Origin of the sequence: Pseudomonas sp. PA27(2017) (genome assembly GCF_001945445.1) — a bacterium.
In the GTDB taxonomy this organism is placed as follows: domain Bacteria; phylum Pseudomonadota; class Gammaproteobacteria; order Pseudomonadales; family Pseudomonadaceae; genus Aquipseudomonas.
Genome location: NZ_MSXW01000009.1, coordinates 166,339 through 180,055, shown reverse-complemented (window position 1 = coordinate 180,055; position 13,717 = coordinate 166,339). Strand labels below are relative to the sequence as shown.

The 13,717-nt window shown below is 65.3% G+C and carries 11 protein-coding genes; 6 read left to right on the top strand and 5 right to left on the bottom strand.

Translation table 11 applies throughout. From position 1 onward, the window contains the following. Positions 1-308: 308 nt before the first annotated feature. Positions 309-1,871: a nitric oxide reductase transcriptional regulator NorR gene (gene norR / locus BVH06_RS04575; protein WP_075933345.1), complete on the bottom strand. Its 1,563-nt coding sequence runs from the start codon at positions 1,869-1,871 to the stop codon at positions 309-311. Positions 1,872-2,029: 158 nt separating this feature from the next. Here norR and hmpA point away from each other — a divergent pair, with 158 nt between their 5' ends. After that, the gene (hmpA, locus tag BVH06_RS04570; protein WP_075933344.1) at positions 2,030-3,211 is read left to right on the top strand and encodes an NO-inducible flavohemoprotein; all 1,182 of its coding nucleotides are present in this window, start codon (positions 2,030-2,032) and stop codon (positions 3,209-3,211) included. A 38-nt stretch (positions 3,212-3,249) separates the two neighbouring features. Here the strand turns inward: hmpA and BVH06_RS04565 are convergent, their stop codons facing one another. Continuing rightward, positions 3,250-4,473: a CaiB/BaiF CoA-transferase family protein gene (locus BVH06_RS04565; RefSeq protein WP_075933343.1), complete on the bottom strand. Its 1,224-nt coding sequence runs from the start codon at positions 4,471-4,473 to the stop codon at positions 3,250-3,252. Between the two features lie 74 nt (positions 4,474-4,547). Beyond that, a complete protein-coding gene (locus BVH06_RS04560) occupies positions 4,548-5,729 on the bottom strand; it encodes an acyl-CoA dehydrogenase (protein ID WP_075929328.1) in 1,182 nt (393 codons plus the stop codon). A gap of 152 nt (positions 5,730-5,881) precedes the next feature. On the opposite strand from BVH06_RS04560, the gene BVH06_RS04555 reads away from it, so the two are divergent. Beyond that, positions 5,882-6,781 (top strand): LysR family transcriptional regulator, encoded by a 900-nt coding sequence (locus BVH06_RS04555; protein ID WP_075933342.1) that lies wholly within the window; start codon positions 5,882-5,884, stop codon positions 6,779-6,781. A 30-nt stretch (positions 6,782-6,811) separates the two neighbouring features. Here the strand turns inward: BVH06_RS04555 and BVH06_RS04550 are convergent, their stop codons facing one another. Beyond that, positions 6,812-7,333 carry a DUF962 domain-containing protein gene (locus BVH06_RS04550; RefSeq protein WP_075933341.1) on the bottom strand — a complete coding sequence of 174 codons (522 nt, stop codon included), beginning with the start codon at positions 7,331-7,333 and terminating at the stop codon, positions 6,812-6,814. An 88-nt stretch (positions 7,334-7,421) separates the two neighbouring features. Here BVH06_RS04550 and BVH06_RS04545 point away from each other — a divergent pair, with 88 nt between their 5' ends. Beyond that, entirely contained in the window at positions 7,422-8,099 is a 678-nt protein-coding gene (locus BVH06_RS04545; protein ID WP_075933340.1) for a Crp/Fnr family transcriptional regulator, read from the top strand. A 105-nt stretch (positions 8,100-8,204) separates the two neighbouring features. Next, positions 8,205-10,160, top strand: coding sequence for an alkaline phosphatase family protein (locus tag BVH06_RS04540; protein ID WP_256575125.1), 1,956 nt, complete (start codon positions 8,205-8,207; stop codon positions 10,158-10,160). 18 nt (positions 10,161-10,178) lie between these two features. Here BVH06_RS04540 and BVH06_RS04535 read toward each other — a convergent pair whose 3' ends face one another. Continuing rightward, complete coding sequence (locus BVH06_RS04535; protein WP_075929333.1) at positions 10,179-10,703, bottom strand: dihydrofolate reductase; 525 nt, start codon at positions 10,701-10,703, stop codon at positions 10,179-10,181. Between the two features lie 101 nt (positions 10,704-10,804). On the opposite strand from BVH06_RS04535, the gene BVH06_RS04530 reads away from it, so the two are divergent. Together BVH06_RS04530 and BVH06_RS04525 are read left to right on the top strand one after the other, a co-directional pair. Continuing rightward, on the top strand, positions 10,805-11,911 hold the full coding sequence (locus BVH06_RS04530; RefSeq protein ID WP_075933338.1) for a glycerophosphodiester phosphodiesterase: 1,107 nt from the start codon (positions 10,805-10,807) through the stop codon (positions 11,909-11,911). Between the two features lie 363 nt (positions 11,912-12,274). Further along, positions 12,275-13,651 (top strand): DUF2868 domain-containing protein, encoded by a 1,377-nt coding sequence (locus BVH06_RS04525; protein WP_075933337.1) that lies wholly within the window; start codon positions 12,275-12,277, stop codon positions 13,649-13,651. The last annotated feature ends 66 nt before the right edge of the window (positions 13,652-13,717 follow it).

The window sequence follows — 13,717 nt, the reverse complement described above, 5'->3', positions numbered from 1 at the left end:
GGCGCATTCTACAGCGTTACAAACCGCTGTCAACACCCTCTTTTACCGCCTTCGATCAACCTGACCGAACCATCAACAGAACCACTCAAACCACCCTGTCGATGCCGGCGCATTCTACTCGAATTCGCCGTCCGTGCAACCTTTATTTCCATCTAACTCGTTGATCTACAAGGAGTTTTCAGATCAGGCTGCGCCGGAAGTGGTGCGCATTATAGGCCTCCACAAGATCAGGTCAACCGTTTATTTCATCTAATTGAAATAAAGCTGCCAGCCGGGCCCCCTCTATATGAGCAGCAACCTGAACAGGCCTATTTCAGGCCCAGCCGCCGGGCCAACCGCTGCAGGTTGGCCCGATCCACTGCCAGCTCGCGCGCCACGTCCGCCCAGCGCCCGGTATGACGATCGAGGGCTGCCTCTATAACGCGCCGCTGATAGTCATCCACCGCGTCGCGAAGCGACTGCCCCGCTGGCGGTACCTGTGACTCGCTCGTCCCGCTCACCTCTTCTTCTATATAGCTACGATGCGCGGGATGCAGGTCCAGCGCGCGGCTGTCGATGGTCAGTATCTGCGGACGCTCGGCACAGGCCGACAGCGCCTTGATCGCTGCGCGGCCGATCAGGTGCTCCAACTCTCTAACATTGCCCGGCCAGTCATGCTGCAAGAGCGTCTTCTGCACATCCGGCGCAAGACGCAGGCTGCGCAGCCCCAGGCGCGCACGATTGTCTTCGAGAAAGTACCCCGCCAGCAGCAACACGTCGCGCCCCCGCTCACGCAGGGCTGGCACCTTGAGCGGGTAGACGCTCAGGCGATGATAGAGGTCGGCACGAAAGCGCCCAGCACGCACCTCTTCGGCCAGGTCGCGGTTGGTAGCCGCCAGCACCCGCACATCGACCCGGTGCTCGCGATCCGACCCCACGCGTTGCAGCTGCCCGCTCTGCAATACCCGCAGCAGCTTTGATTGCACTGCCAGGGGCAGCTCGCCTACCTCATCGAGAAACAGGGTGGCACCGTCAGCCAGTTCGAACTTGCCACGCCGCTCGCTGACCGCTCCCGAAAATGCGCCCCGGACGTGACCGAACAACTCGCTCTCCACCAAGGTATCCGGCAGCGCCGCACAGTTGATGCTGACCATGGGTCGTGAGGCCCGGGCCGACGCTCCATGCAGCGCCTCGGCCACCAGCTCCTTGCCCACGCCCGTCTCGCCACTGATCAGCACCGTCAGGTCACTGCTGCCGACCAACTCAATCTCCTGCAGCAGCGCCTTGTGCCTGGGGCTCTGACCGATCATCTCCCTAGGCCGCACGGCGGCAGCTGCTTGCTTATAAAGGTCGGCGCGGCGCTGCTCATCTTCCACGCGCCCCATAAGCAGGGAAATGCGCTCACTGGCCGCCACGGTCGCCGCCGCGAGACTGGCGAAAGCTTCCAGCATGCCCAGGTCGACACGGCCGAAGCTGCTCGACTGCAGCGAGTCCAGGGTCAGCAGCCCCCAGAGCTGCTCTTTCACATACAGCGGGCAACCCAGGCAGTCATGCACTTCCAGGTGCCCATGCTGCCCTTCCAGCAAGCCATCGTAGGGATCGGGCAACTCGCAGTCGGCGGCAAAGCGGGTGGGCCCGCGATGCTGCAACAGCTCATGCAGGCGCGGATGCTCGCTCACCTTGAAGCGTCGACCCATGGTGTCGGCGCTCAGCCCCTCCACGGACAGCGGCACCAGCACCTCGCCGTCGAGCCTGAGCAGCGCCACGGCGTCACAGGGAAACAGCTGCCGCAAGGCAGCGAGCAGCCGTCGATAGCGCTCACGCTCGGGGAGTTCGCGGGACAGGTCATCCACCAGCGGAAGCAGGGCAACCAGCAACGGATTTGAAGTCATAAAGACACCAATAGAGTCATAAAGACACGAAAGCATCTAAGTCAAAAAGACTCATAGCATGCCCAACCCCAGTAATCCAGCGGCCTCGCAAGTTGGCACGGGATCTGTAATGAGCCAGGTAGAGAAAACATCCATGCCTTGCGACAGGAACGATCACCATGCTGAGCAACCAACAACGCGCCATCATCAAAGCCACCGTGCCCCTGCTGGAAACCGACGGCGAAGCCCTGACCCGACACTTCTACGCGATGATGCTGAAGGAGTATCCGCAGGTACGCCCGCTGTTCAATCAGGCCCACCAGGCCAGCGGTGCCCAGCAGCGCGCACTGGCTAATGCGGTGCTCATGTATGCCCGCCACATCGACCGCCTGGAGGCGCTCGGCCCGCTGGTAGGCCAGATCGTCAACAAGCACGTGGCGCTGCAGATCCTGCCGGAACATTACCCGATCGTGGGCAGTTGCCTGTTGCGGGCCATTCGCGAAGTGCTGGGTGAGGAAATCGCTACGGATGACGTGATCCAGGCTTGGGGCGTGGCCTACGGGCAACTGGCGGACATCCTGATCGGCGCCGAAGAGCAAGCGTACAAGGAACACGAACAGGCACCGGGCGGGTGGCGCGGGTCGCGCGACTTCAAGGTGGTCAGCAAGAACGTCGAGAGCGAGGAGATCACTTCTTTCCTCCTGGCGCCGGTGGACGGCGGGGCCGTGCTACGCCAGCAGCCGGGACAATACATCGGCCTGCGCATGGTCATCGACGGCCAGGAACAGCGCCGCAACTACTCGCTTTCCGCTCAGGGCAACGGCCGCGACTACCGCATCAGCGTAAAGCGCGAAAACGAGGGCAAGGTGTCCAACTACCTGCATGACCATGTTCAGGAAGGCGACACCCTGGAACTGTTTCCGCCGGCGGGTGACTTCGTGCTGCGCCCCTCGAGCAAGCCCCTGGCATTGATCACCGCGGGCGTAGGCATCACTCCGGCGTTGACCATGCTGGAAGCGGCCCGCGAAAGCGGCCGGCCGATTCATTTCATTCACTATGCGCGCCACGGCGGGGTACATGCCTTCAAACGGTGGATCGAAGAACAGAGCCGCGATTACCCACAGATCAGTTACCGCTTCTGCTACAGCGCCCCGCGTGACGGTGACCAGCCCCATGCCCAGGGTGTGGTCAGCCGCGAACAACTGGCCGACTGGCTGCCGGAAGACCGCGACCTGGACGCGTACTTCCTCGGGCCGAAGCCCTTCATGGCGCAGGTCAAGCGGCACCTGAGCGACCTCGGGGTTCCCGGCGAACAGTGCCACTACGAGTTCTTCGGCCCGGCCTCCCAGCTGGACGCCTGAGTACACTCATCGTCTCTGACTCGTCGGCTCACGCCGGGTCAGATCACGCCCTGATCCCGTAGCGCCTGAATCTGCTCGGCGTCCAGCCCCAGCACCTCGCCGAGCACCCGCTCGGTGTGCTCCCCCAACAGCGGCGGCGCCTGGCGATATTCGACGGGGCTGGCCGACAGCCGCAGCGGGCTGGCCACCTGAGGCGTGTTGCCCGCCAACGGATGGGGCAGGTCAAGACGCAGCCCCCGGGCGATAACCTGCGGATCGGCGAACACCTGCTGCAGATCGTTGACCGGCCCGCATGGCACGCCTGCCGCTTCGAGCAGGCCGACCCATTGCGCGGTGGTACGGAACACCGTGGCCTGGCGGATCAGCGGGATCAGCTCGGCCCGGTGGGCGACACGCTGGCCGTTGCTGGCAAAGCGCGGGTCCGCGCCCCATTCGGGATGCCCGGCCACTTCGCAGAACTTGCGGAACTGGCTGTCGTTACCCACCGTGAGGATCAGGTCGCCATCGGCGGTCGGGAAGGCTTGGTAAGGCACGATGTTGGGGTGGGCATTGCCCAGGCGCTTCGGCGAAACACCGGTGGTCAGGTAATTCATCGCCTGGTTGGCCAGGCACGCCACCTGCACGTCGAGCAGGGCCATGTCGATGTGCTGGCCCTCGCCGGTCTTGTCGCGGTGCGCCAGCGCCGCCAGCACGGCGACCGTGGCGTACAGCCCGGTGAGGATGTCGGTCAGCGCGACGCCGACCTTGACCGGGCCGCCGCCCTCGCCGCCATCGGGCTGGCCGGTCAGGCTCATCAGGCCGCCCAGGCCCTGGATCATGAAATCATAACCGGCACGCTTGGCGTATGGGCCGTCCTGGCCGAAACCGGTGATCGAGCAATAGATCAGCCGCGGGTTGATTGCCTTGAGGCTGGCGTAATCCAGTCCGTAGGCCGCCAGGCCGCCGACCTTGAAATTCTCGATGAGGATGTCCGATTTGGCCGCCAGCTCGCGCACCAGGCGCTGACCTTCGGCCTGGGTGAAATCCAGGGTCAACGACTGCTTGTTGCGGTTGGCGGCGAGGAAATAGGCCGCCTCGCTGGTGTCGCGCCCCTCTCCATCACGCAGGTAAGGCGGCCCCCAGTGGCGGGTATCGTCACCGACCTTGGGCCGTTCGACCTTGATGACCTCGGCGCCGAGGTCGGCCAGGTTCTGCCCGCACCAGGGGCCGGCGAGCACGCGGGACAGGTCGAGTACGCGTAAATGAGACAGAGCACCGGACATCGCAGAGGCCTCGTACGGAGATGACGCAGGCGCTCCCACGCCAGGCGCGGGAACGATCGACAACCTGGAGCGGCTTAGAAGAAGGCCTGGATGCCCGTCTGCGCCCGCCCCAGAATCAGCGCGTGCACATCGTGGGTGCCCTCATAGGTGTTGACCACCTCGAGGTTGACCAGATGGCGGGCCACGCCGAATTCGTCGCTGATGCCGTTACCGCCCAGCATGTCACGGGCCATCCGGGCGATATCCAGAGCCTTGCCGCAGCTGTTGCGCTTCATGATCGAAGTGATTTCCACCGCCGCGGTGCCTTCGTCCTTCATCCGCCCCAGGCGCAGGCAGCCCTGCAGGGCCAGAGTGATTTCGGTCTGCATGTCGGCCAGCTTCTTCTGGATCAGCTGGTTGGCGGCCAATGGGCGGCCGAACTGCTGACGATCCAGGGTGTACTGGCGCGCCGTGTGCCAGCAGGCTTCGGCAGCGCCCAGCGCGCCCCAGCTGATGCCGTAGCGAGCCGAGTTCAGGCAGGTGAACGGGCCGCGCAGGCCGCGCACATCGGGGAACGCGTTCTCTTCGGGGCAAAACACGTTATCCATGACGACTTCGCCGGTGATCGACGCACGCAGGCCGACCTTGCCGTGAATCGCCGGCGCCGACAGGCCTTCCCAGCCTTTTTCCAACACGAAGCCGCGGATCTCGCCGGCATCGTCCTTGGCCCAGACCACGAAGACATCGGCAATCGGGCTATTGGTGATCCACATCTTGTTGCCGGTCAGGCGGTAACCGCCGTCGACCTTCTTGGCGCGGGTGATCATCGAGCCCGGATCGGAGCCGTAATTCGGCTCGGTGAGGCCGAAGCAGCCGATGTACTCGCCAGAGGCCAGCTTGGGCAGATACTTCTGCTTGGTCGCCTCGCTGCCGAATTCATTGATCGGCACCATCACCAGCGACGACTGTACGCTCATCATCGAGCGGTAGCCGGAGTCGATACGCTCCACTTCGCGAGCGATCAGCCCGTAGCACACGTAGTTGAGGCCGCTGCCACCGTAGGCTTCAGGAATGGTCGCGCCAAGCAGGCCGGTTTCGCCCATCTCGCGGAAGATCGCCGGGTCGGTTTTTTCATGACGGAAGGCCTCGAGCACCCGCGGCGCCAACTTGTCGGCGGCAAATTGCTCAGCGCTGTCACGCACCATGCGTTCTTCTTCGGTGAGCTGCTGGTCGAGCAGCAGCGGGTCGATCCAGTTGAAGCTTGCCTTGCCAGCCATCGTGAAATCCTCGGGCAGTAACGTGTGAGCTGAGCCTAAAAGCCTAGCCGGCTGCCCGCAAACGACTAATCTGCATGCCACTGTGCAAAAAGATCACTCCGAGATAGCCTTTATATTAATAAAAAGCGCTATCCAGTGAGGTACTTGCACAGATGCGTCGAAAGATTCCCAGCACCGCGGCACTGGTGGCCTTTGAGGCCTCCGCCCGCCACCAGAGTTTCACCCGGGCAGCCGATGAACTGGCGCTGACCCAGGGCGCGGTTTGCCGGCAGATCGCCGGGCTCGAAGCTTTTCTTGGCGTTGAGCTGTTTCGCCGCTCGCGCCGCGGCGTATTGCTGACCGAAGCAGGCACCGCCTATGCGGCCAAGGTAGCCGCGCAGCTCGATGCCGTGGAGCGCGACACCCTGGCGCTGATGGGTGCCCAGGGCGCCATGGGCCTGGAGCTCGCCGTGGTACCAACCTTCGCGACGCAATGGCTGCTGCCGCGACTCAAGGACTTCCAGCGATTGCACCCGGAGGTCACCGTGCACCTGACCAACCGCACACGACCGTTCCTGTTCGCCGACACCGGCTTCGACGCGGCGATCTATTTCGGCGATGGCGACTGGTCGGGTACCGAGGCGCATTTTCTGATGCACGAACACCTGACGCCGGTGTGCAGCCCCATGCTGCTCGGCGGCCAGCCGGCCACCGTCGAGCGAATCGCCGAACTGCCGCTGCTGCAGCAGAGCACCCGCCCCTACGCCTGGCGCCAGTGGTTCGCGGCGCAGGGGCTGAACATCAGTCGCGACATGACCGGCCCGCGCCTGGAACTGTTCTCGATGCTCGCCGAGGCGGCCCGCCATGAAATGGGCGTGGCGTTGATCCCGCCGTTTCTCATCCAGCGCGAACTGGCGGACGGCAGCTTGGTGGTCGCCCTCGATCGACCGGTACCCGACGGCGGCCGCGCCTATTATCTGACCGTGCCGGAGCGCAAGGTCGAGTCGGCGGCGCTGCAGGCCTTTCGTGACTGGCTCCTGGGGCAAGCCCAGCAGTACCGGGCGCAGGGCTGATCAAGCGTTTAGCAGAGCCAGCCGGCGACCTCAGGCCACCTTGCGCTCACGTATGCAGGTCGGCCCGGCCCGCTCGACCACCCGATGCTCGACGTCCTGGCGCAGGCCAAGCAGAAAGGCCGCCTCGGCGACCACGAACAGCGGCCCGATGATCAGCCCCATCAGGTCGTCGACGAATGCCGGCTTGCGGCCTTCGTAGAAATGGCCGATGAACTGGATGATCCAGCCGACCACGAACAGACCCAGGCCCATGCTCAGCCACAGCGCCGTGCCGGCCATCGCCAACCCGGCGCTGAACCACAGGCACAACCCTAGCAACACGCCCATCACCACACCGAAGCGGACGTCCAGGCGCAAGTAGAACAGGGTGCTGAGCAGCGCGGCCAGGGTGGCCGGCGAGAGCCACAGACTGCCCACCAAAAGGCCCGGTCGCGACAGCAGCACGGTAACGGCCAGCACGATCATCGGAATGCCGACGAAGTGAGTGACGATATTGCGCCGATCACGGTGATAGGCCGCATATTGGGCGAGGTGATCCACCAGGGTTTTCATTGTTGTTATCCTCTCGGGGTACGTGCCGCCTAATCATGGCGCGGCTCGTGCGCCAGCACTGTCAGCTAGCCGACAAAGCGGAATTTCCATGAACGATCTGCGCGATACCTTGCATCAAGGCCAATGGTTCGCCGCGTTGCCGCCAGCGTTACAACAGGCGTTGCTGGCGCAAGGCAAGCTGCTGAGCCTGGAGGCCGGGCAACGCCTGTTCAGCCGTGGCGACGCGCCCAGCGGGCTGTACGCCGTATTGAAGGGCGCCATGCGCGTCGGCAGCGTGGGTGAAGATGGCCGGGAAGCCCTGCTGGTGCTGGTGGAAGCGCCGCATTGGTTCGGTGAGATCGCCCTGTTCGACGGCCAGCCACGCACCCATGACGCGGTTGCCGAAGGCGCCAGCAGCCTGCTGCATGTGCCCCAGGCCGGCCTCCTGGCCCTGCTCGACACGCATCCTGCCTACTGGCGCGACCTCGCCCTGTTGATGGCTCACAAGGTGCGCCTGGCCTTCATCGCACTCGAGGAGATCAGCCTGCTACCCGCCGCGCAGCGTCTGGCGCGGCGCCTGCTGCTGATCGCCGAGGACTATGGCGAAACCCAGGGCCCGCGGCGCATCATCCACATGTCCCAGGAGCAATTGGCGGCGATGCTGGCCATCTCCCGGCAGACCGCCAATGGCGTACTCAAGGATCTGCAGGCCCGCAGTATCGTCAGGCTGACCTACGGCGAAATCGAGATTCTCGACCTGGATGAACTGCGCAAGGCCGCGCAGTGAACCATGAAGCTTTTGTGACAGCAGAACCAATGGCCAAGCGCCATGTCCTTATTGATTCTCCAACCCCAGGCCAGCTGAATGAACAGCGGCCGCGAACGATACGGGATGCCGTTGCCAGACTCTGCCCTCGCTACCGCCCTGCCCGCCGTACTCGCCGGCCCGCTATTGCGCCGGCTGGAGCCGGGCCGCCTGGTACTCTGGCTGGTCGCCAGCCGCCCGCTGCAACTGACGCTGCGCCTGGCGCCCGGCGAGCAGCCCGCCGGTGATTACCCGCTGGGCGACGATGCCTGCCAGCGCCTGGTGGTCGGTGAGCACGCGGTCATCCACCTGATCGACCTGCACCTCGACACGCCGCTGCCCCAGGACACCCGGATCGACTACGACCTGCTGATCGACGGCGCCCAAGGCATCGCCGAGTGGGCCACGCACCTGCTATATGACGGCGCGACCTGCCCCAATTTCGTGCTGCGCACGCGCATCGATCACCTGCTGCATGGCTCCTGCCGCAAACCGCACCATGCCGCCAAGGACGGGCTACTGTGTGCCGACCGTCTGTTGGCCACGCCCCATGCGCCCCACGAGCGGCCCGCGCTGCTGATGCACAGCGGTGACCAGGTGTATGTCGACGATGTCGCCGGCCCGATGCTGTACGCCATCCACCAATTGATCGAGCGCCTGGGCCTGTACCACGAACGGCTCGAAGGCGCCGTCATCGACGACAGTGCCGACCTGTATCGACACCCGGCCAGCTACTATCACCGCGCCGATCTGCTGCCCGCGCTGAAGAGCAACGAAACCCTGCGCGAGCGCTTCTTCGGTGGCACGGAGAAACCCATCTTCACCAGCAGCAATGCCGACAACCACCTGGTCACCCTGGCCGAAGTGCTGGCCATGTACCTGCTGGTCTGGTCGCCCACCCCCTGGCAACTGCTCGATAACGCGGCGCCCGAGCTGAACGCCGAAGACGCCCAGCGCTATGACAGCGAGCGCGCCTGCATCGCGGCATTCGCCGACAACCTCGGTGACGTGGCACGGGTGCTGGCGCACCTGCCGAACCTGATGATCTTCGACGACCACGACATCACCGATGACTGGAACCTGTCGGCCCAGTGGGAGGAAACCGCCTACGGCCATCCTTTCTCCAAGCGCATCATCGGCAATGCGCTGATCGGCTACCTGCTGTGCCAGGGCTGGGGCAACGACCCGGATGCCTTCGCCGAACCGCTGGCCAATGCCCGAGCGCTGTGCGAGCGAGCGCGAGACGCTGGCCTGGACAGCCCGGCCCAGGATCGCCTGATCGACGAGTTGATGAGTTTCCAGCACTGGCATTACGTGCTGCCCAGCAGCCCGGCGCTGCTGGTGCTCGATACCCGCACCCGCCGCTGGCGCAGCGAGCGCAACCTCAAGCGCCCATCCGGATTGCTCGACTGGGAAGCGCTCAGCGAACTGCAACAGAACCTGCTCGACCACCCGAGCGCCATCATCGTCTCGCCGGCGCCGATGTTCGGGGTCAAGCTGATCGAAGCCGTGCAGCGGATATTCAGCTGGGCCGGCCACCCGCTGATGGTCGATGCGGAAAACTGGATGGCACACCGCGGTGCCGCCAGCGTGATGATGAACATCTTCCGCCACTCGCGCACACCCCGAGACTACGTGGTGCTGTCCGGCGACGTGCACTACTCGTTCTTCTACGAGGTCAAGGTGCGGCACCGGTTGCGCGGCCCGACCATCTGGCAGATCACCAGCAGCGGCGTGAAGAACGAATTCCCACGCCGTCTGCTGGATGTCTTCGACCGCCTCAATCGCTGGCTGTACGCGCCCTGGTCACCACTCAACTGGCTGACCAAGCGCCGGCGCATGCAGGTTTTCCCGCACATTCCCAAACACAGCAGGTCGGGCGAGCGGCTGTGGAATTCCGCCGGTCTTGGTCAGGTGTTCTTCAATGCCAAGGGCCAGCCGAGCCGGGTGTTCCAGCTCAACGCCGACGGCTCGCCGCGAACCGAATTCATCGACGACCGCGACGAAGTGGCCGAGTCCAGCGAAGCGCCGAAACACGTTTAAGTGCGGCGCCGTGGCGGGCTAGCGGCGTGCCCAGGTTTCGAAACGATGTGCGGGTGCCTCATCGGTGGCCGCCTGCTCGTCGCACTCGACGCGCTGCCATTGCGCCTCGTCGAAGGCCGGAAACCAGGCGTCGCCCTCCGGCTGCAGCGCCACCCGGGTCAGGTACAGGCGGTCGGCATCCGGCAGCGCCTGTTCATAAAGCTGGGCACCGCCGATCAGCATCACCTCGTCGACACCCTGCTCGCGCGCCCAGGCTTCGGCACGCTGATGTGCGGCCTCGACCGTGGCGAAGACTTCCGCGCCTTCTAGCTGCAGGCCTGCCTGGCGGCTGACCACCAGATTGAGACGTCCCGGCAACGGACGGCCGAGGGAATCCCAGGTCTTGCGGCCCATGATGATCGGCTTGCCGAGGGTCATGGCCTTGAAGTGCTTGAGATCCGCCGGCAAGCGCCAGGGCAGTTGATTGTCGCGGCCAATCACGCGATTTTCGGCGAGGGCGGCGATCAGGCAGAGGGGGAGTCGAGTCGTCATGGCGGCGAGCATAGCAGAGGGCCGCGTGCCGTCGCATGACTTGCTGCATTGTCATGCGCGCGCCATGGTTGATGGTGCAGGCTAACCCTTCAAATCGCCAGGAAGCCCTCTCCATGCCGACCCACCAGCCCCGCGCGCTGCTGCTCAGCGCCCTGCTCGCCCTGCCCTTCACCGCCAACGCGGAACAACCGACAGCCCCCGCAGCCAAGCGCGCCGACGACGGCAAGCCGCTGATCATCGCCCATCGCGGCGCCAGCGGTTACCTGCCCGAGCACACCCTGGCCGCCTATGCGGTCGCGGTGCTGCAGGGCGCGGACTACATCGAGCCGGACCTGGTGATGAGCAAGGACGGCCAGCTGTTCGCCCGCCATGACAACGAACTGGGTTTGACCACCGACGTGGCCGAGCACCCGGAGTTCGCCGACCGCAAACGCAAGCAGCGCATCGATGGGGTCGAGCTCGATGGCTGGTTCAGCGAGGACTTTACCGCCGCCGAGCTCAAACGCCTGCGCGCCATCGAACGCATCCCCGATACCCGCCCAGGCAACACGCGCCTGGATGGCCAGTTCGAGATTCCGACCCTGCAGGAAATCATCGGCCTGGTGAAGGCGCTGCAGGTCAGCCAGGGCCGCGAGATCGGTCTGTATATCGAGACCAAGCACCCCGCGCACTTCCAGCAGCTCGGGCTGGCCATGGAGAAACCTCTGGTAGAGGCGCTGGCCCGCAACGGCTATCGGGACTCAGAGGCACCGGTGTTTATCCAGTCGTTCGAAGTGAGCAACCTCAAGGCCCTGCGCCAGCTCAGCCCGCTGCGCCTGGTGCAGCTGTACGGCAAGGGCCAGCCACAGGATCAGGTCGAGTTGGGTAATCCGCTGACCTACGCGCAGATGGCCACGCCTGCTGGATTGAAGGCAGTGGCCGAGTACGCCAACGGCGTGGGCCCGGACAAGGGCTACGTGATCCCACGCCAACCGGACGGCAGCCTGGGTGAGCCGACACGTTTTGTCACCGATGCCCATGCAGCCGGCCTCAAGGTTCATCCCTACACCTTCCGCGCCGAAAACCAGTTCCTGCCCACCGACCTGCAACGGGGCAGCGACCCGGCCACCCGCGGCGACATCGACGCCGAGCTGCGCGCCTTCCTGGCCACGGGCATCGATGGCCTGTTCATCGATCAGCCGGATATCGCCGTGCGCCTGCGCGACGCCGCCAGACACTAGGGTCTGTTGCCGTTTCACGCACGGCCGCGCCGGAGCCCGTTTTGTCGCGAGGCAAGGCACGAGCCGCGAAGTTTAGTGGGCTAAATGAGCCGGCGAGAAACGCAGCGTCGCGACAAAACGGGCCCGGCCCTTCGGGTTGTGCGGGAAGTCTCGCCATGCGTCGTTGGAGGACTTGGCAAGGGAAAACGCGGACGGCTAGTCCATTACCTGCGTCCTCCGCCTAGCGGATCGCCGCCCGGCCTGGCGAGATTTCTCGCGACAACGCGGCTCGCGTTGAAACGGCAACAGACCCTAGCTGCGAGCTGTTGTCATTCACCACGCAGCGGGTATGCTCCCGGAGACTGACACTCACCGGGAGATCGCGTGTCCCTACCCAAGCTGCAACGCCTCTGGCTTTGCGAGGCCGTGCGCCTGCGCGAAGAACATGCCGGCCTGCTCGAAGACAGCGAAGCCAACCGCCGCGCCCAGGTAGCCGGTGGCGACCTGGCCACCCGTATCGAACACCGCGCCCTGCACCTGGCCGAACGTGACGGCCAAGTGCAGGCGCAGCGCCACTGGCTGCAAGGCGCGCGCCTGGCCCTGCTGCTGCTCGGCCTGCTGGCCCTGGCCAGTGGCGCCGGCCTGGCGGTAGCGGCCCTGGGTGACGGGCAGACGCCGGTGAACGTGTTCTGGGCCCTGGGCAGTATGCTCGGCCTGCATATTCTGATGCTGCTGGGCTGGTTGCTCGGCCTGCTGTTCGGTGGCGGTCATGGCGCGGTGCTCGGCCGTCTGTGGCTGTGGCTCAGCGAAAAGCTGGCCCGCGATGCCAGCGCACTGCACACCGGCCCGGCCCTGGTTCTGCTGCTGCGTCGCCAGCGCCTCAATCGCTGGCTGGTCGGCATGGCCGTACACGGCCTCTGGCTGGTGGCGCTGACCACCGCCCTGGTAATGCTGCTGGCGCTGCTCTCCACCCGCCGCTATGGCTTCGTCTGGGAGACCACTCTGCTCGGCGGCGATACCTTCGTCGCCCTGACCCAGGCTTTGGGCGCATTGCCTGGCCTGCTCGGTTTTCCGGTGCCCGATGCCGCCACCATCCGCGCCAGCGGCGACAGCCCCTTGCCGCTGGAAGCCGCCCGCCATGCCTGGGCCGGCTGGCTGATCGGCGTGCTGGTGATCTACGGGCTGCTGCCGCGCCTGCTGCTGGGCCTGGTGTGCCTGTGGCGCTGGCGAGCCGGCACGGCCCGGCTGACCCTGGACCTGTCGCAACCCGGCTACGACCTGCTGCGTGACCGCCTGCAACCCAACAGCGAGCGCTTAGGCATCTGCGATGCCGAACCGACGCAGTTGCATCGGGTGCAGCCGGCTGCCGGCGTCGCCGCAAGCGACGGCGCACTGCTGGTGGCGATCGAGCTCGACGACCGCCGCCCCTGGCCGCTGGCCCTGCCCAAGTCGGTGGCCGACGCCGGGATCATCGACAGCCGTGAGCAACGCCGTCAGTTGCTCGACCAGCTCATCCGTTTTCCGCCGGCGCGCCTGGCCATCGCCTGCGATCCACGGCGTTCACCGGACCGCGGTAGCCTGGCACTGCTCGCCGAACTGGCCCGCAGTGCCGGCGAAACACGCATCTGGCTGCTGCAGCCACCCCAGGGCGAGACCCTCGACAGCGAGCGCCTCGGCGACTGGCACAAGGCGCTGGACGACCTGCAACTGGCCCACCGCGGCAGCTCGCCGCTGACCTGGCTGGAGACCGGCCATGACTGAAGAGAACCGTAGGCGTGGATCGGGGCGCGCAGCCGGCGATCCTTTCATCCAACGTGCAACTGTGAA